The 19,026-nt window shown below is 68.4% G+C and carries 9 protein-coding genes and 1 pseudogene; 5 read left to right on the top strand and 5 right to left on the bottom strand.

What is annotated here, in order from left to right; genetic code table 11:
* Positions 1-52: 52 nt before the first annotated feature.
* Positions 53-4,571 (top strand): annotated as a pseudogene (locus QXK92_RS00175) (PE family protein).
* Between the two features lie 229 nt (positions 4,572-4,800).
* Here QXK92_RS00175 and QXK92_RS00170 read toward each other — a convergent pair.
* Both QXK92_RS00170 and QXK92_RS00165 read right to left on the bottom strand, forming a co-directional pair.
* Positions 4,801-5,484: a TetR/AcrR family transcriptional regulator gene (locus QXK92_RS00170; protein WP_306239658.1), complete on the bottom strand. Its 684-nt coding sequence runs from the start codon at positions 5,482-5,484 to the stop codon at positions 4,801-4,803.
* Positions 5,477-6,730 carry a cytochrome P450 gene (locus tag QXK92_RS00165; protein WP_306239657.1) on the bottom strand — a complete coding sequence of 418 codons (1,254 nt, stop codon included), beginning with the start codon at positions 6,728-6,730 and terminating at the stop codon, positions 5,477-5,479. Before QXK92_RS00165 ends, QXK92_RS00170 begins: the two co-directional genes overlap by 8 nt.
* A gap of 339 nt (positions 6,731-7,069) precedes the next feature.
* Between QXK92_RS00165 and QXK92_RS00160 the strand changes: the two genes are divergently transcribed.
* Together QXK92_RS00160 and asnB are read left to right on the top strand one after the other, a co-directional pair.
* Complete coding sequence (locus tag QXK92_RS00160) at positions 7,070-7,729, top strand: TNT domain-containing protein (RefSeq protein WP_306239656.1); 660 nt, start codon at positions 7,070-7,072, stop codon at positions 7,727-7,729.
* Between the two features lie 276 nt (positions 7,730-8,005).
* Positions 8,006-9,922: an asparagine synthase (glutamine-hydrolyzing) gene (asnB, locus tag QXK92_RS00155; RefSeq protein ID WP_306239655.1), complete on the top strand. Its 1,917-nt coding sequence runs from the start codon at positions 8,006-8,008 to the stop codon at positions 9,920-9,922.
* Between the two features lie 64 nt (positions 9,923-9,986).
* Here the strand turns inward: asnB and QXK92_RS00150 are convergent, their stop codons facing one another.
* Positions 9,987-11,456 (bottom strand): PE family protein, encoded by a 1,470-nt coding sequence (locus QXK92_RS00150; RefSeq protein ID WP_306239654.1) that lies wholly within the window; start codon positions 11,454-11,456, stop codon positions 9,987-9,989.
* 300 nt (positions 11,457-11,756) lie between these two features.
* Between QXK92_RS00150 and QXK92_RS00145 the strand changes: the two genes are divergently transcribed.
* On the top strand, positions 11,757-13,136 hold the full coding sequence (locus QXK92_RS00145) for a PE family protein (RefSeq protein ID WP_306239653.1): 1,380 nt from the start codon (positions 11,757-11,759) through the stop codon (positions 13,134-13,136).
* A 233-nt stretch (positions 13,137-13,369) separates the two neighbouring features.
* Positions 13,370-13,894, top strand: coding sequence for a hypothetical protein (locus QXK92_RS00140; RefSeq protein WP_306239652.1), 525 nt, complete (start codon positions 13,370-13,372; stop codon positions 13,892-13,894).
* Between the two features lie 82 nt (positions 13,895-13,976).
* Here the strand turns inward: QXK92_RS00140 and QXK92_RS00135 are convergent, their stop codons facing one another.
* The gene (locus QXK92_RS00135) at positions 13,977-16,523 is read right to left on the bottom strand and encodes an excinuclease ABC subunit UvrA (protein ID WP_306244057.1); all 2,547 of its coding nucleotides are present in this window, start codon (positions 16,521-16,523) and stop codon (positions 13,977-13,979) included.
* A 266-nt stretch (positions 16,524-16,789) separates the two neighbouring features.
* The gene (locus QXK92_RS00130; RefSeq protein ID WP_306239651.1) at positions 16,790-19,024 is read right to left on the bottom strand and encodes a molybdopterin oxidoreductase family protein; all 2,235 of its coding nucleotides are present in this window, start codon (positions 19,022-19,024) and stop codon (positions 16,790-16,792) included.
* Positions 19,025-19,026: the final 2 nt, after the last annotated feature.

Here is a 19,026-nt window from a genome sequence, read left to right as displayed (position 1 = left end):
CTGTTGTTTCGGGGGGTTATTCGGGTTGCTCTGAGGGACGGCGAGGTCGCTGATGACTTTCATGGTGGTGTCACCGGAGCTGGTGGTGGCCGCGGCTTCGGACGTGGCGGGTATCGGTTCGACCATCTCGGCGGCCAATGCGGCCGCGGCACGGTCGACAACGGGACTGGTCACCGCGGCCGCCGACGAGGTGTCGCAAGCGATTGCGGCCATGTTCTCCAGGCACGCGCTGGGTTATCAGGAGCTGGCCGGGCAAGCCGCGGTGCTGCATGACCAGTTCGTCCAGAGGTTGTCTGCCGGCGGAGCCGGGTATGCGCGCGCGGAAACCCTCAATGTCGGGCAGATGGTGCTCGATGTGATCAACGCCCCTACCCAGCAACTCCTGGGGCGTCCGCTGATCGGTGACGGCACTAATGGAGCCCCGGGCACTGGGCAGGCCGGCGGACTGGGTGGATTGTTATACGGAAACGGTGGTAACGGCGGGTCGGGGGCGGCCGGTGCGCCCGGCGGTGCCGGCGGGGCCGCAGGTCTGCTTGGTGCGGGCGGTGCTGGTGGTGCGGGGGGGCGCTGGCGCGTCCGGCGGGGCCGGCGGGACCGGCGGATGGTTGTGGGGTGCGGGTGGGGCCGGCGGGGCCGGTGGCAACAGCACGACGGCGGGAGGCGCCGGCGGCGCCGGCGGGGCCGGCGGAGTTTCTCCGCTGATCGGTTACGGCGGTCAAGGTGGTGCCGGCGGTATGGGTGGGCCCAGTGGTGGTGCGGGCGGCAATGGCGGTGTGGGCGGCAACGGCGGACAGTTCATCGGCGTCGGCGGCACCGGTGGTGCCGGCGGCGCGGGCAGTGCCGGGACAGCCGGCGGGGCCGGTGTGAATGGTGTCAGCGGTGGCGCCGGTGGCCACGGCGGCGCCGGCGGCAACCCCGGTGTGGTGGGCATCGGCGGAGTCGGCGGGCTCGGTGGTGCCGGCGGGGCCGGTGGCGACGGCGGCGCCGGGGGCATTGCACAGGCCGGGGGTGCCGGAGGGGCTGGTGGCGCCGGCGGGGCCGGAGGTCACTCGGGTCAAGCGCCGCTGATCGGGCTGGGCGGCGATGGTGGTCACGGCGGGGCCGGCGGGCTCGGCGGCGTCGGTGGGGCCGGCGGCAACGACAGCGCGGTCTCGGCGGCGGCCAATGGCGGCGACGGCGGTGCCGGCGGTCAGGGCGGCCTGGGTGGGGCGGCCACCGGGCTCACTGCGGCCGCGGGCAATGGGGGGGCCGGTGGCGGAGGCGGGGCCGCCGGCAAAGGCGGGGCCTCGCTGAACAGCGCCCACAACGGTGGTAGCGGCGGCCGCGGCGGCGACGGTGGGGCCGCCGGGGTGGGCGGCAGCGGCAGTAATTTGGCGATCAACGGCAATGGCGGGTTTGGCGGCAGCGGCGCAGGCGGCGGCGATGGTGGTCATGGCGCCGACTCCACCAACACCCTGGCCGGTGGCGCCGGCGGCAACGGCGGTGCCGGCGGCAATGCCGGTGCCGGTGGCAACAGAGGCCTCGGCGGCATCGGCGGAACCACGGGTGGCTACGGCAGCGGCGGCAACGGCGGCAACGGCAGTTTCGGCGGCAATGGTGGCACCGCGGCTGCCGGCGGGGCCGGGATCGACGGCAACCCCGGGCCCGCGGGCGGGGCCGGTGGCAACGGAGGGGCTGGCGGCACCAGCGGGCCCGGTGGCGTCAACGGCAGCGGCGGAAACGGCGGCGACGGCGGTGTGGGTGGCACCGGCGGGACCGGCGGCACGGCCGTACTTGCCAGCGCCAAGGGCGGCAACGGTGGCATCGGCGGGACCGGCGGCAACGCCGGCACCGCCGGCCTCGCCGGGACCGGAGGCGCCGGGGGCACCGCCGGCACATCCGGCGACGGCGGCAAAGGCGGGCTCGGCGGCAACGGCGGCGACGGCGCGGCTGGAAAAGACGGCGTGGCCATGGTCAACATCAATGGCGGCACCGGTGGCGGCGGCGGGAACGGCGGTCAAGGCGGATCCGGCGGCTCGGCCGGCGCCGGTGGCACCAACGGCAGCGGCGGCAACGGCGGCATCGGCGGACTCGGCGGCGGCGGCGGCAACGGCCTGTCAGACGCAGGGACTGAGGGCGGCAACGGCGGCAACGGCGGAAAGGGCGGCATCGGTGGCAGCGCCGGGAAAGCCGGCCTGGCCGGTACGGGTGCCGGCGCCGCAGGAACCGTCGGCAAGGCGGGCACCGGCGGCAACGGCGGCAACGGCGGCAACGCCGGATCCGCCGCCGACGGCGCCGACAACCTGCTCGCCGACAGCGGACCTGGAGGTGCTGGCGGTGCCGGCGGCAACGGTGGCCAAGGCGGCCAGGGCGGTGCCGGCTTCGACGGGACCGCCGGCAGCGGCGGTAATGGCGGCAACGGCGCCAATGGCGGCAACGGCGGCAGCGGCGGCAACGGACCCACGTACGGCACGGGCACCGGGGCCGGAGCTAACGGCGGAAACGGCGGCGACGGCGGAAACGGCGGTCCCGGCGGCAACGCGGGCCTAGGCGGAGAGGCCGGCAGCGTCACCGCCGGTGGGACTGCGGGCACTAAGGGCCTGGCCGGCATCGCCGGCAACGGCGGCAATGGCGGCGACGCCGGCAACGCCGGAAATGGCGCAGACGGTAAAAACCCTTTGGGATTCTCCACGAACGGCACTGCCGGCGGTAACGGCGGCAACGGCGGCAAGGGCGGCAGCGGCGGAAACGGCGGCAACGGCTTCAACGGCGTCGGTGGCGGCAACGCCGGCAACGGGGGTGACGGCGGCAACGCTGGATTCGGTGGCACCGGCAGCGACCCCGGAATTGGCGGCACCGGCGGCCTCGGCGGCTTTGGCGGCAACGGCGGCAACGGGGGCAACGGCGGCACCGGCGGCGTCGGCGGGGGCAAGGGCGGAAACGCCGGCAGTGGCGGCAATGGCAACAACGGAGGGACCGGCGGCTCCGGCAGCGCCGCCGCCGGCCGAGACGGCGGTCCCGGTGGCAACGGTGGCACCGGCGGCAACGGCGGCACCGGGGGCGACGGTTACGGCGCAACAGCCGGCACCGGTGGCAAAGCCGGCAACGGAGGCGCAGGGGGCAGCGGCGGCAACGGCGCCGATGACCTGTTGACGGACGGCTGGAACGGCGGAACGGGGGGTAAAGGCGGCGTCGGCGGTAACGGCGGCAGCGGAGGCAATGCGTTAAATGCCACGGGCACGGCCACCGCCCTCTCCGGCGGCGGCAACGCCGGCGGCGGCGGCAACGGCGGCGCCGGCGGCTCAGGCGGCGCAGGCGGCGAAAGCAATGTCACGAACGGGGGCAACGGCGGCGCCGCCGGTAATGGCGGGGGCGGCGGCAATGGTGGCAACGGCGGCCAAGGCGGCGGCAAGGGCGGAAACGCCGGTGACGGCGGTGACGGCGGCAGCGGCGGCAACGGCAACGGCAACAGCAGCCACGATGGCGGCGATGGCGGCACCGGTGGCAACGCCGGTAATGGCGGCAACGGCGGCAACGGCAACGGCGCCATCGCCGGCATCGGCGGCAACGCGGGCAATGGCGGCAGCGGCGGCAAAGGCGGCAACGCCGGGAGCTCCTCCTTGCCGGACGAATATCACGGCGGCAACGGCGCTGCCGGCGGCAACGGCGGCACCGGCGGCAATGGTGGCTTCGCCTTAGGGGTGCTCAACGGCGGCGGGGCGGGCGGCGCCGGCGGCGACGCCGGCGTCGGTGGCGGCGGCGGCAACGGCGGCACAGCCGGCACCTTATTCCACCCCGGCGGCAACGGCGGCACCGCCGGCGCGGGCGGCAACGGAGGCAACGGCGGCAACGGCGGCTTTGACGGCGGTGCAGGCGGCCAAGGAGGCCACGGCGCCGACGGCGGCGGCGGCGGCAACGGCGGCAACAGCAGCGCGACCGGCGGCAACGGCGGTAACGGTGGCGGCGGCGGAGCCGGCGGCAACGCCGGCAACGGCGGCACTGGCAACGGCGCTAAGGGTGGCAGCGGCGGCATCGCCGGCAACGGCGGCAACGGCGGCAACGGCAACAACGGCAACCCGAATATCGAGGGTTATGACGGTGGCGCCGGCGGCAGCGGCGGCAGCGGCGGCGCCGGCGGCAACGGCGGTAACGCCATCAATGGCGGCACCGCCGGCAATGCGACAGTCGGTGGGACCGGCGGGAACGGCGGCAAAGGCGGCAACGGCGGACCGAACATCGTTGTCAATACTTATAACGGCGACGGCGGAAACGGAGGCGCCGGTGGAAGCGGCGGAACCGGCGGCAAAGGCGGTGAAGACCAATTCTTCGGCACCTCCGGCGCCAAAGGCGGCAGTGGCGGCAGTGGCGGCGGCGGCGGCAACGGCAACAAATTCGGCGATCCCGACTACTGGGGCACCGGCGGCACCGGGGGCGGCGGAGGCACCGGCGGTAAAGGCGGCGCGAGCGGCAGCGGCACACCTGGCATTGGTGGCTTCCCGGGCGGCGGCGGCGGCGGCCCGACCGGCGGGAACCGGAACCCTGATGGCGGCAGCGGCGGCGGCGGCGGCGCCGGCGGCAACGGCGGCACCTAGGGCCGCGCGCCTTAAGGGCGCATACACCCGAGGGCAGGGCTGGCGGGACTACCCGGCCGCCAAACCCGGCCGTGGGGTTTGCTGGCACACCCACATACTGAACCCATACCGGCCGGTCGCTGGGCCGACGCGGGCCCGCGAGGCTTGACCTCGAATACACGCAAACGCATTAGCGGTCGAGCGGGAATTTCACGGTGGGGCGGTCGCAATTGGCGACGCCTCAGCCCCACTATTCCTGAGGCAGCGGAGTGCGTATTTCCATTTCGATCTGCCGGTCCGAGGATTTGGGTCGTTCATCGGCCGATAGCCATGTCATCCGCTGATACAGGATCGACGGACCGAGCCATCGCGTGACAAAGCGACGCAACGCGACTCCGTCGCGCTGCCGTTGTCCCGGATCGGTCAGGAGAGACTGAACGGTACGCAAGGTCATTTCGGCAAGCTCACCCAGCGCGGCGACTTCGAAGCCGTGCAGCGTCCAATCGACATCGAGGCGGTGAAAGACCGACAGGCAGAAGGTGATCGCGGTGTCGGAAGTCAGCGAGGTGACGGCCTCGCCCTCGTGCCGTTCGGTCAACAGGCTCTCCAATTGTGGATCCCCACCGAGGTTTTCGACTCCGAACGATACGCATTCGACGACGGCGGTGACCGGATCGTTGATCCCGCGGAGGTGTTCTACGACCTGATCGAGGAATCCGTCGACCGCACGCATACCGCTGGCCATCAGCAGCGCATCCGCGTTGGGAAAGTAGCGGTACACCGTCTGCCGGGTGACCCCGAGTTTCCGGGCGACGTCGGCAAGCCGTATCGACGGTCCGTGCTCAGCGACCACCTCGTCTACCGCATCCAGGATGCGGGCGATCGCCTCCTCATCCGAGGCGGGCGTCGCTCCCGCCCAGCCGCGGCTACGCATCCGCGGTCACCAGCCGTTCGGCGTCGAACTCGATCGTCAGCGTCAACGGACCGGACATTCCCAGCAAGGACTTCCACGGGGCCGATCCGACGCGATGCGGTGCCGATAAGCGCCGGGTGAGGATGGTCAGTGCATCTGCCAGTTCCCGGCGTGCGAGGTTGGCGCCCAGGCAGTAGTGCGCACCGCCGCCGAACGTCAGAATCGCGGGCAAGTCCTGTCGCGCGATGTCGAAGCGGTCAGCATCGGCGTAGATCGCTGGATCGCGATTGGCTGCAAAGGTATTCACGAGTACAAAGGTCCCGGCCGGGAATGTGTAGCCGGCGAATTCGACATCCTCGGTGGCGGCGCGCGGCGCCAGACAGACCGCCGGTGAATGCCGCATGCTTTCCTCGACCGCCTGCATCGCAAGCTCTGGTTGTTCACCCAACTTTGCCCATTGGTCCGGATGGTCACACAGCACCTGCACCGACGCGGCCAACTGGTTACGCGTGGTATCCGTGCCCGCCATCAAGAAGCCGGCGACCAGCATCCGCAGTTCGTCGAGATTGAGCCGTTCACCGTCGCTCTCGGCGCGTATGAGCTCGGAGAGCAGGTCATCGGTCAAAGTGTTCCGGCGGGCGGCGACCATGTCGTCGACATACGCGTCGAGTTCGCTCCACGCCCGCATGATCGCGGCTTCGTCGAAGTTGGCGTCGGTCTGGAAACTGAAGGCTTTGAACACTTCATCGGTCCATTCCGAGAAAAGCTGCCAATCCGCGCGGGGCGCACCGAGGAGCGCGCACATGATGGGCGTGGGATACGGCCGCGCGATGTCGGCCACGACGTCACAACGTCCGGCGTCGATCACGTGGTCGATCAGCCCATTCACCACCTCGTGGATCGTGTCCTGCAGACGCGCAGTCGCACGAGGCGTGAACGCTCGCGAAACGAGTTTGCGTAAGCGGGTGTGCGGTGGACCGTCGAGTCCCAGGAGGCTGCTCATCAATTTGTCGTACAGCGGCCCCGACGTGACACCCTGCGCCGCCAGCGTGATGCCCGGCGGCATGCGAAACCTACTGTCCCGCAGCATTTCCCGCGCCAGTTCGTAGGACAGTATTTCCGGGCCGATCGGCCCGATGGCGATGGGCGCACGCGATTGCGCGATCCGGACGTCCTCAACGATGTCCTGCGGAGTCGCGGTGAGGTTGTAGTCGAGCGTGGGCAGGCCGGCGTCGAAGACGTTGGGAGCGGTGCTGTTCACGGTCATCGATGTCTCCACTTTCTCGCGCCCAGACAGGCAAGTTACCGACATTTATGCCTAAAGCGTATGACCACTATGAGATGTGGTCAAGGTGCGCCAGAATAATTCGAGCTAGACGCGCCACTACTCTCAACATGGTCATACGTAGTTTTAGTTGACGTCTGATCTGTTGTTGCGCGGACACCGCGGCGGTGGTGGTGGTAGGACTCTCCTGGCGACGCTGTTCGGACCCAATCGTTGCTTCAACTCCGTTGCTCGAGCGCTGGAAGCAGTTCGCGAGACGGCTGAGTTGCCATCAGCTAGGGTGCATTTCAGGCTTAACAGCAAATCTGAAGGAGTCCGTGGATGCGGCGCCGTTCCCTCGTTGTCAGCGCGCTGATCGCGCTGTTGTTGTCTCTTTTGTTTCCGGCCACTGCCAGCGCGGACAAGCAGTGCCCGGAAGCTGGCACCGGCGAGCCTGCAGCGGAGAACTCGCAGCCTTTCCCCGTTCCCGACCCGTATTCGGGCAATCTGCTAGGTCCGGCCACGTTGCCCACCGGAGCGGTGAAGAAGCTGCTGGTCGACTACCAACGACTGGGAACACCCGCGCTGCAACCGAAAGCATTCCTCGACACGTACTACGACGCCAACAGGGGTTGGAAGTGGCCGACGAACTTCGGCTTCGACGGACCCGCCACGCCGTTCACGATGAAGAAGGGGCATCTGTTCGACCGGTTCGGGCAGCCCGATGAAGCAAACTTCCTTGCGAACGAAAAGCACACGCCGTTCGCCGCTCGGGCTTTGCCCCCGTCGTCCCTCAACACCTACAAGGGCTCTCCGGAAGCCAACTACCACGTCTACTGCGTCGTGAAGGACCTGACGGTGCAGTCCGGGAAGATCAAGGGATTCGCCGGGCAGCCGGGTGGCGGCATCCAATACTTCCTCGGCAACACCAGGGTGAAGGACCTCCTGGCGGCCGGCCAGCTCATCGAGGTGGCGCCAAAATACGGGCTCGAGGGAAACTAGCTACCTTAAACCGAGAAGCGTCGCAGAAGTGGGACTCGCTTCCGGGATGGGCACAAGGCCGCCAAATTGTCTGTGCAGCAGCACATTAGTCGCGGTGGCCGCTTGTCACGAGCCGTATGGCAGGGCCACGTAACTCACCCCGGCGCCGCCATCGACGATCTGGAAAATTCCCCGCGTTAGGCTCAAATGGCTGCGCCGCCAAGCCGGTGGCGTGCGAGCGTGCCGACGCTGAAGGTCGGCGCGGGGCGACCGTGAACGATTGCGGAGGGCACAACGATGTGCGGGATATTCGCTGCGATGACGCGCCGGGGTCTTCCGACTGAGCGGCGTGATGCCGCGCTCAAGCTCTTGGAGCATCGTGGGCCGGATGGCTCCGGCACCTGGACATCGCGGGACGGGCAATGGACGCTCGGACACACGCGGTTGTCGATCATCGGTCTGAACAACGGAAGTCAGCCGATGACGAGCCCTGACGGCTTGGTCCACCTCGTCGTCAACGGCGAGTTCTACGGCTACCGCGAAATCCGCGAGCAACTCCGGGCACGCGGCTATCGCTTCTCCTCTGACAGCGACAGCGAGATCGCGCTGCACCTCTACGCCGAGCGCGGGGTCCAGGCCGCGACACAACTGCGCGGCGAGTTCGCGGTGATCATTGCCGACGAACGCCAACGAGCGATGTACGCGATCCGCGATCGCTTCGGTGTCAAGCCGCTGTACTACGCGGCGGTGGACGGTGATGTCTATTTCGCGTCGGAGATCAAGGCGCTGTTGGCGCTCGGCGTGCCCGCCAAGTGGGATCTCGAGGGCGCTACTGGAGGGTTCGGACGATCCCACGAGAAGACCGAGTTCGCCGGCATCAGTACCGTGCCGCCGGGTTGCTATGCGATTGCTCGAGAGGGTGCTGTCCGCATTTACCCGTACTGGGATTGGGAGATACCGACTGCTGATCAGATGCGCGCGGACCCGCGAAATGAATCCGAGATCGTCGACGAATTTCGTCAGGCTCTCCGGGATGCGGTGCGGCAGAGGCTGATTGCCGATGTGGAGGTCGCGTCGTATCTCAGTGGCGGCATCGACTCCTGCGCCGTCCTGGGGCTCGCTCAGCAGGAGACGAACCGGCCGATTCGCGCCTTCACGCTCACCTTCGAGAACCCGCTCTACGACGAGGCCCGCGTCGCCGAAGAACAGGCCAAACGGGTCGGCGCGACGTACCACCCCATACCGATTACCGGACGAGAGATCGCGGACTCATTCGCAGACGCGGTCTGGCATGCCGAAACTCAGATGTTCAACGGACATGGCGTAGCCAAATACCTACTCAGCCGTGCCGTCAGAGCCGCCGGCATCAAAGTGGTGTTCACCGGCGAGGGCGCCGACGAGATGCTGGGAGGGTATCCGTACTACCGGGTCGACGCGCTGAACCACGACGCGACACTGAGCGCCGACGAGAGATTGACACTCCTGGACGAGATGCTCGGCGCCAATGCCGCGACTCGCGCGCTGATGATGCCGAACCAAGTCAGCAGTCCCGAAATGCAGGCGGTCAAGCGCAGGCTCGGCTGGCTGCCGGCGACGCTCAATGTTGGTGCCGCGCAAACTAATAGCGTGGCACCACTGCTCCGGGACGACCTTCCACCATCGGTTCGGGCGTTTCAGCCGCTGATCGCCGCGCTGGATCGCCTGCCGATTGCGCAACGCGTCGCCGGTCGCGACCACCTGAACCAGATGCTGTACATCAACGCGAAAACGGTCCTGCCGAACTTCATTCTGAACTACCTCGCCGATCGGATGGAGATGGCCCACTCCATCGAAGGCCGGGTACCGTTCCTGGACCATCGCGTCGCCGAGGCCGCGGCCCGCGTGCCAGTCCATATGAAAGTCAAGGGGATTCGCGAGAAGCACGTCCTGCGCGAAGCGGCGAAAGACGTGCTGATACCGGAGGTTTACGACCGCCAGAAACATCCCTTCACCACGCCGCCGACCCGCGACCCGAGCGACCCGATGCTCGTCTTCTACCGGGACACCTTTGCTTCGCAAGCGGCGAAGGACCAGCCCATCTACGACATGAACAGGGTTTCCGCAGCGCTCGATCAACTGCTCGAGTCCCCAGACGATCAGCGCATCGCGGTGGAGGGCGGTCTGCAGCGTGTTGCGAGCGTGGTTGTGATGCAGCAGCTGTTTTCGATGAGCTGAGGTCGCCTGCGCCGTAAGGGCGTTGCCACCGAGGCGCCGGTCCCGATAGCGGCCACTACCTGACCTAGAGCTGGCTGGCCGTTCCCGCTTTGCCGGCTGAGCCGCCTCCCCCGGTACCGGGGAGACCGGCAAAACCCGCGGAGGCTTTTGCCAGAGTGGTCGCCTGGGCGTCGCCGCCGTCACCGCCGCTGCCGCCGTGCCCGGGGTTGCCTGTGCCGCCGTAACCGCCGTTGCCGCCGGTGGCGGTTCCGCTCCCCCAGTTCAATGCGTAGGCGGCGTCACCGCCATGACCGCCTATCGGCCCGGTCCCGCCGGTACCGCCGGCTCCGCCGATGGCGTAGCCGCTGCCGCCGCCGGGGCCGTAGTTATATCCCATGAGTGAGCCGGGTCCCCCGTCACCGCCGGCGCCGCCTACGGTACTGCCGCTGCCGCCGGCCCCGCCCTGGCCGCCGACGGCGTTTCCGGTTCCTCCGCCCGCCCTGATGAATGCACTGCCACCGTTGCCGCCGGCCCCACCGGCGCCTGTCGTGCCGGTGCCGCCGTGGCCGCCGTTACCGCCGGCGACGCTGGTGTTGTTGATACCGCTTGCTTCGGCGCCGACGCTGCCACCGTCGCCGCCGCGACCGCCGGTCGCTCCTACTCCCCCATCACCGCCGAGGCCCCCGGTGCCACCGTAGATGGATCCGCTGCCGCCGTTACCGCCACGGCCACCGTCGCCCATCTGGCCTGCGGCGCCGTCCTGGCCGAACGGGGACAAGTGCGCCCCGCCTGCCCCGCCCATGCCGCCGGCACCACCATTGCCCCCGGTGCCGCCGGCAACGAACGCATTCGGAGCAGTGGCGCCGTAGCCGCCCCAGCCGCCGGCGCCGCCCGCTCCGCCCGCACCGCCGTTGCCTCCCAACAGCCCGCCGGTGCCGCCCGCCCCTCCCCGACCGCCGATCCCGCCAACGCCCCCGTTGCGCGTGACGGTGTCGACACCTTGAACCCCGGTCACCCCGGTTCCGCCGGCTCCGCCGCGGCCACCGTCGCCGAACAGCCCCGCATCACCGCCCCGCCCGCCGGCTCCGCCACCGGCAACCCCCGAACCGCCGTTGCCGCCGTTGCCGAACAACAGCCCGCCCGGTCCGCCGTTCTGGCCGGTCCCGGCGGCGCCGTCGGCACCGTTGCCGATCAGCGGACGGCCCAGCAACGCGTTGGTGGGGGCATTGATCACGTTCAGCACGCCTTGCGTGAGGGCTTCCAGTGGGTTTGCGTTGGTCGCTTCGGCCGCGGCATAGGCGGCCCCCGCGCCCGTGATAGCCGCCGCGAACTGGTCCTGAAGCGCCCACATTCGGGCGCTGAGCGCCTGATACTCCTGCCCGTAGCCGGAAAACAGGGATGCGATCGCGGCCGAAACCTCGTCCGCGGCGGCGCTGAGGACGGTGCTCGTCGAGGCCGCCGCCTCCGCATGCGCGGTGCGCAGCATGGAGCCGATCCGCGCCATGTCCGTGGCCGCCGAGCTCACCGACTCCGGTACCGCAAATACATACGACATTGCTGTCCTCGCTCCCGCGTCGTTGGCCATCCGGTTGCTCGAAAGCAGACCGTATCCAGGCATATCGCTGAGGGCTTGAGTAGTTGACTACGTAAGTTTTGCGAGCGGGATTGACGTGTTGGCCCGACAACGACGGGTCCGTCGCACGCGATAGCGGTCGCGGTCGGGGGCAACGGGCAATGTGGGTATTTCGGCCTCTGCTGCGCAGGCGTTGCCTGCGGGAACATCAGATCACCGACGCGAGCCGGCCCCTGCTCAAGCGTTGTGTGAGGTCTTATCGCGCCGATGTAAGGGGACACCATGTCGTTTATGAGCGTGGCACCGGAGCTGGTGGGTGCGGCTGCGGCGGATTTGGGCAGCATCGGGTCGGCGCTCCGTGCTGCCGCTGCAGAGGCGTCAGGCTCGACGACAGTGGTGCTGGCGGCGGGTGCAGATGAGGTTTCGTCTGTGATCTCTGAGCTGTTCCGCGCCTGTGGCCAGCACTATCAGGCGATCAGCGCGCAGGCGGCGCTGTTTCACGAGCACTTCGTTCAGACGCTGACGTCGGGCGCGGGGGCGTATGCGACCGCGGAGGCGGCCAACGCGGCGGCCGCTGCGGACCCGCTGACGAGCCTGGTCGGTCAAATCCAGACCACCGGGTTATTCAATTACGACCCGGTCAAAGTGCTGACGGGTCGTCCCCTGTTCGGCAACGGAGCCGATGGGGCGCCGGGAACCGGGCAGGCCGGCGGCGACTGCGGGTGGCTGATCGGCAACGGCGGCAACGGTGGAGGGTTGTTTAGCGGGTTCCTCGGGCAGGCCGGCGCCGGTGGCGGGGGCGGCACCGGGGGCGGCGGAGGCACGGGCGGTACCGGCGGCGCCGCCGACGGCGCCCTTTCCAAGGGCTACGCCGGCATAGGTGGCCACGGTGGCAACGGCGGCGCCGGTGGGGCCGGCGGCAACTCCAGCGGCAGCGGCGTCAACGGCACCGGCGGCGGCGGGGGTCACGGCGGCACCGGCGGTACCGGCGGTGCCGGGCAGACCGGCACAGCCAGTGGTAACGCGGTCTTCGGCGGCGGCGGGGGTGGTGGCGGAGCCGGCGGGAGTGGCGGCCACGCCGGTGGCGGCGGCGCCTACGCCGGCGGCAACGGCACCGGCGGCACCGGGGGCACCGGCGGCACCGGGGGCAACGCGACAACCGTCAACGGCAGCAACACCGTAGCCATCGGGCACGGCGGCGACGGTGGCGGTGGCGGGGCGGGTGCCCTTGGCGGGTCGGGCGGCGCCGGGGGCGGCGGCGGCGCGGGCGGTACTGCAGTGGCTGCGCTGACAAATCGAGCTGCGGGCGGAGGCGGAGGCGGCGGCGGGGCAGCCGCCACCGCCGGAGGCAACGCGGGAGCCGGAGGCAACGGTGGCTCCGCGGCCCACATTCCGTTGGGTTTGACTGGTGCTTTCGGCGCCGGGGGTAGTGGCGGCAGCGGCACCGGTGGTGGCGGCGGTGGCGGCGGCGTCGTGATCTCCCCGAACGGATTCGCCGGTGGCACCGGCACCGACGGTGCCGGTGGAGGGACGGCTGGCCTCGGCGCCAACGGTGGTGCATTCGTCAACAGCGGAGGTGACGGCGGCACCGCTGGCCTCGGCGGATCCGGCGGGCACGGCGCGGTTGGCAACAGCAATGACGGGGGCGCCGGTCAGCCCTGACGTCGCACACGGCTATCACGGGTCGGGGTCTACCCCCCTTACGCCCCCACGAATCGGTGTTTTCGCCATGCGTCGGGGATGAGCAGCCGCACTACAGTTCCCTAACAGCCTGATACCGATTGAGGCAGAGCAGTTTTGGACCGTCATATTGATGCACGATGTGCCCAGCAGAAGTTGTCGGCATACAGATGCGGGAAACGGTCCCGCACGTCCGTGCGAAAACAGGGGGAACCGTGAAGTCCATGAAATCCGTTGCGCTCAGCGCAGCTGCACTGGCCGTCGTTGGTGGTGGTGTCACTGTGCTGGCATACGACGCAGCGGGCATCGCGCCTTCGAATCCGCCTCAGGTGCAACTGGTCTCGACCGGCGCGCCGCTACCGCAGGATCCGCAACCCGCGTCGGCACTGAACCTGCCGACCACTGACCAGTTGACCGGCATCCTCAATGACCTTTCCAATCCGGGCGTGTCATACCGGACCAAAGATGGCCTCGTCGAAGGCGGCATCGGGTCGGGTGAGGGCCATGAGATGGATCACGAGCTGAGAGTGGCATATCGCAACGGGCAGCTCCCGTTGTCGTTTGCCGTCTCCAACATCCAACAGAACGGTCCGGCTACGGTGATGTCCGACGTGGCCGTCTCAGGGCCAAAGCTGCCGGCACCGGTCACGAAGCCCCTCATGTTCGTCAACCAAAACGGTAACTGGGTGTTGTCGAGCCCATCGGCGACCATGCTGGTGCAGGCGGTCGCAGGGCACTGACTTCGTCTTTCGGCGCGGACGGCGCACAGCAGCTGAACGGCCGTCCTTGCGGAGGCGTCGAAGACACATACGCGTCCGCTTCTCAGGCGATAGCAGACTGCGCCAGCCACTTCGCGAGATAAGGTGCGGTACGACTGTTTTCGGCCCTTGCCACCGTTCGTGGCGGGCCCACCGCAATCACCCTGCCGCCATTGCTGCCGGCGCCGGGACCAAGGTCGATCACCCAGTCGGCGCCCGCGACCATGCGCATGTCGTGTTCTGCCACCACGACGGTGTTGCCCGCGTCGACCAGACGATGCAGCTGCGCGTCGAGCAGATCCACGTCGGCCGGATGTAGCCCTGTGGTCGGCTCGTCTAGGACGTAGAGGGTATGCCCGCGCCGGGGTCGCTGTAATTCGGAGGCGAGCTTGATCCGCTGCGCCTCACCGCCCGACAGCTCGGTCGCGGGCTGTCCAAGACGGAGATAACCCAGCCCCACCTCCCGCAGCGTGGTCAGGCTCCGCGATGCGCTGGCGACGTCGGCAAGGAACTCGAAGGCCTCATCGACCGTCATCGCGAGCACGTCGGCGATCGTCTTGTCGCGATAGCGCACCTCGAGTGTCTCGTCGGAGTACCGCGCGCCACGACACGACGGACAGGTGCCGTATGTGCCTGGCAGAAACAACAATTCGACCGCTACAAACCCCTCCCCCTGACAGGTGGGACAGCGGCCGTCCGCCACGTTGAAGGAAAACCTGCCCGCGGTCCAACCGCGTCGACGCGCCGCGGCGGTTGCGGCGAACTCACGGCGCACGGCATCAAACAATCCGGTATAGGTCGCCAACGTCGAGCGCGGCGTCCGCCCGATCGGGCGCTGGTCGACCACTACCAATCGGTCGATCTCCTCGACTCCGTCTGCCCTGACACCCACGCTCGCGTCGCGATCAAGATCGATGACCTCACTGCCGGCTTCGTCGTCGTCGGATTCGGCGGACTCGGCCGCACGTGCCGTTCCGAGATGGCTGTTCACGACATCGCCGAGGACCTTGACCACCAGCGTCGACTTACCTGAACCGGAGACTCCGGTGACGGCGGTGTACAGACCCAAGGGCAGATCGACGTCGAGGTCTCTCAAATTGTGGAAGGAGATATCGCGAAGTCGCAATCGCCCGGACTGCGTGCGGGGCGGACGTGGCGCCCGCTCCGGGCCGCCGAAAAGGTATCTGCGAGTGACCGATTCCTCGACGTCCGCCAGACCCGCTACCGGGCCGCTGTAGAGGAGCTGCCCGCCCAACTCGCCGGCCCCGGGTCCGACGTCGACGATCCAATCGGCACGACGGACCACGTCCATGTCGTGTTCGACCACGAACAACGAATTGCCCGCCCGCCGTAGCCGATCGAGTACATCGAGCAGTGGCTCGGCGTCGGCGGGGTGGAGTCCGGCGGACGGTTCGTCGAGCACATAGAGCACGCCGAACAGGCCGGCACGCAGTTGGGTAGCCAGCCGCAAGCGCTGCAGTTCACCGGGTGAGACGGTTGGCGTGCGGCGGCTGAGCGTGAGGTAGCCGAGGCCGAGATCGATCAGTATTTGCAGGCGTGCGACCAGATCGGCGGCGATCATGGTCGCCACTTCCGTGAGCTCGCCGGATTCCGCCGACTCGTACGCGGCAGCGGCATCGCTGCGAGATGCCGTCGGGCGCAGCGTCTCTGCCAGATCGGTCAACGGCATCGCCGCGTACTGCGCGATTGTGCGACCGGCGAATTTCACTTTCAGCGCTTCGGGCCTGAGCCCGGATCCGTCGCACACCGGGCAATCGACGCTGTCGACGAACTGCAGCACGCGGCGACGCATTTTCGCGCTGTGCGAATTGGCCAACGTGTGGCGGACATGACGCTCAGCGCTGGTGAACGTGCCGTTGTAGTAATAGTCGGCCTGCACGGGATGCTGCGTCGGATCGATCTCGACTGTCGGCTGCTCGTCGGTGAACAATATCCAGTTGCGTTGCCGCTTGGGGAGTTTCCGCCATGGCTTGTCGATGTCGTAGCCCAGCGTGATCAGGATGTCGCGCAGGTTTTGTCCCTGCCAGGCCCCTGGCCAGGCTGCCACGGCCCCCTCCCGAATGCTCAGCGACGGGTCTGGCACGAGTGTCTCTTCGGTCATCCGGTGGATTCGCCCGAGCCCGTGACATTCCGGGCACGCCCCGACCGCGGTGTTCGGGGAGAAGGCGTCGGAGTCAAGTCGTTCTGTGGCCCCCGAAGGGTAGGTTCCGGCGCGGGAGAACAGCATCCTCAACAGATTCGACAGAGTGGTAACGGTGCCGACCGTCGACCGCGAGGTCGCCGAGCCACGACGCTGCTGCAACGCGACGGCGGGCGGCAGCCCGGTGATGTCATCCACCTTTGGTGCGCCCGTTGGTAGGAGCAGGCGACGGGCGTACGGAGCGACCGATTCGAAGTAGCGGCGTTGGGCCTCGGCATAGATGGTCCCGAACGCCAGCGACGATTTCCCGGATCCAGAGATGCCGGTGAACGCGACCAATGCGTCACGAGGTGCCACGAGGTCGATCCCTCGTAGATTGTGAACCCGCGTGCCGTAAACACGCACGCACGGGTCGATGTCATCGATGCTTCGGTAGGACGTTTCGGTCATGGTGCCCATGCGGGTACCCGTGCTGCGGCAGTGCAAGCAACCCTTTGCTGGCGCGGCCACCCGCAATCGCGTTCAACGGGTGGCTATGTCTTCCAGCTGCGACGTCAAGCCGAATTTCTCGGCGAGCGCCAGCCAGTCACCGCCGGAGACCACATGAGCAGAGCGTTCATTGCGCCTGGGCGCGTTGCCTCGCCACGCGAATCTGAATCGCGACCCACGCTGTATCGTGCGCCCACCATCGGCTGCGTGAGCGAAGCGCCTACTCATCAGCCCGCAGGGGCAATGTCGACCGGGATGCCGTTGAGCACGGCGGTGCCTGATAGCGGGTCGAGATGAGTGCCGTCGTTGAGTTGATTGACGTTGACACCGGGCTGGCTTGCCGCGAGCTTCTGCCCCGTGCCGCCGCGATCGTGTCCCCACCCATGCGGCAGCGAGACGACGCCCCGCCGCATGGCATCGGTCACCTCGACCGGAGCAATGATTTCACCGCCCGGGCCCTTGATCACCGCAATATCGCTGAGCCCGAGGTCGACGGCGTCGTCCGGATGGATCTGCAGGGTGCAGCGGTTGGTGCCGCCTGACAGCGCCGGCACGTTATGCATCCAGCTGTTGTTGGAGCGCAGATGGCGCCGGCCGATCAGCATGAACGGGCCTTGGCGGAGGCCGACCGAGTCGCGCAGCCGCGCCACGTCGGCGATCAGCGGCTCGGGCGCGAGTTCGATTCGCGCCGTTTGGGTTCGGAGTACCTCGGGAAGCCGTGGTTGCAACGGACCTAAGTCGATGCCGTGCGGCGCGGCCTTGAGCCGTTCCAGAGTGAGCCCGTCGGGGTTGGCGCCGAAGGCATCGCCGTAGGGCCCGAGCCGGAGCATCATGTCCAGCCGTCGTTCGTAGCCGGGGCCGTGGGCAAGCATCGCGGTCAATTCGTCGACCGCGCGCCCGGCGACGGGTGAGTCCGCGTCGGCGACCTCCTTGGTCAACGTCGTCGCAATCACCTGATCGTCAACCAGCGCGACGTCGCCGTCCGGTGCCAGGCCATAGAGAATCAGTGCGATGCGCGACAGGATCTCCGGCTCGTCGGGCCGTGCGTCCAGCGGCAGAGCTGGCGGTGAGTAGCGCACGTTGTTGTGCACCGCAAGGTTGTTGAGCGCGAAGTCGAAGTGGGCGCTCTGCGCCGGCGGGGGCGGCGGCAGGATCACGTCGGCGTGACGGGTGGTCTCGTTGAGGTAGGGGTCGATGCTGAGCATGAAATCAACGCTGTCGAGCGCGCGGTCGAGCCGATCGCCGTCGGGCGCCGACAACACGGGATTTCCGGCGATCGTGATCATCGCCTTGATCTGACCCTCCCCCGCGGTGTCGATCTCCTCGGCGAGCGCGGCGGCGGGAAGCTCCGACATCACCTCGGGGTGGCCCGAGACACGGCTGTGCCAACGCCCGATTCGGAACCCTCGGCCCGGCTTCGGCGGGCGGGGTGTGGGCGCCGTCGCGCCGAGGGGGAACATCGCTCCGCCCGGTCGGTCGAGGTTTCCGGTCAGGATGTTGATTGCGTCTACCAACCAACTGGCAATCGCACCGAATTCCACTGTGGAGGTACCCATTCGGCCATACACGGCCGCAGTCGGCGCCGCCGCTATCTCGCGGGCCAGCACGCGAATGTCATCAGCGGATATTCCGCAGTGCGAAGCGACAGCCTCCGGCGCGAATTCATCGGACAGTGCGCGGATTTCGTCGACGCCGTTGACGTGCTGCGCGATTCCGCCGAGGTCTTCTGCGACAAGGCCCTCTTCGAAAAGCGCGTGCACGATGGCGAACAGCAATACGGCGTCGGTGCCGGGTCGCGGTGCGAGGTGGCGGTCAGCCAGTTCGGCCGTCCGCGTGCGGGCAGGATCGATGACGACGAGCTTGCCCCCGCGTTTACGCAGCGCACGCAGCTTACCGGGGAAGTCGGGGGCGGTGGCCAAACTGCCGTTGGACACCAATGGATTGGCGCCGATGATGACCAGATAGTCGGTGCGATCGAGATCGGGCACCGTGAACGCGACCGGGCTGCCGAACATCAGACCGAGCGCGACGTGCTTGGGCATCTGATCGAGCGTGCTCGCGCTGTACACCTGCCGGGTGCCAAGACCGCGAATGACCAACGGCGCGTACAGGCTACCCGCGACGGTGTGTGCGCTCGGATTACCGAAGTAGACGCCGACGGATGGGCCGCCGTGCTCGCGAATAACCTCACCCAGGCGGTCTGCGACGACCGCGTAGGCCTCCTCCCAGCTGGTTTCGGTCAGCACTCCCCCACGCCGGACGAGGGGCCCGGTCAACCGGTCGGGATCGTTATCGAGCTCGCCGAAACTCGCGCCCTTCGGACAGATGAAACCCGCACTGAACACGTCATCACGGTCGCCGCGAGCACCGACCACCCTGCCGTCGACTATGGTCAATGTAAGGCCGCAGGTCGCCTCGCACAGCGGGCAGATCCGCAACGCCGTCCCGGTTTCTGCTGTCATGC

Origin of the sequence: Mycobacterium sp. TY815 (assembly GCF_030755135.1) — a bacterium.
GTDB lineage: Bacteria > Actinomycetota > Actinomycetes > Mycobacteriales > Mycobacteriaceae > Mycobacterium.
Note: the sequence above shows the minus strand (reverse complement) of the source record. Positions and strands in the feature narration are given on the sequence as shown.

Coding starts and splice junctions, on each gene's coding strand:
- QXK92_RS00170 (WP_306239658.1), bottom strand. CDS start 5,484: ATGCGTAGCCGCGGCTGGGCGGGAGCGACGCCCGCCTCGGATGAGGAG.
- QXK92_RS00165 (WP_306239657.1), bottom strand. CDS start 6,730: ATGACCGTGAACAGCACCGCTCCCAACGTCTTCGACGCCGGCCTGCCC.
- QXK92_RS00160 (WP_306239656.1), top strand. CDS start 7,070: ATGCGGCGCCGTTCCCTCGTTGTCAGCGCGCTGATCGCGCTGTTGTTG.
- asnB (WP_306239655.1), top strand. CDS start 8,006: ATGTGCGGGATATTCGCTGCGATGACGCGCCGGGGTCTTCCGACTGAG.
- QXK92_RS00150 (WP_306239654.1), bottom strand. CDS start 11,456: ATGTCGTATGTATTTGCGGTACCGGAGTCGGTGAGCTCGGCGGCCACG.
- QXK92_RS00145 (WP_306239653.1), top strand. CDS start 11,757: ATGTCGTTTATGAGCGTGGCACCGGAGCTGGTGGGTGCGGCTGCGGCG.
- QXK92_RS00135 (WP_306244057.1), bottom strand. CDS start 16,523: ATGACCGAAACGTCCTACCGAAGCATCGATGACATCGACCCGTGCGTG.
- QXK92_RS00130 (WP_306239651.1), bottom strand. CDS start 19,024: ATGACAGCAGAAACCGGGACGGCGTTGCGGATCTGCCCGCTGTGCGAG.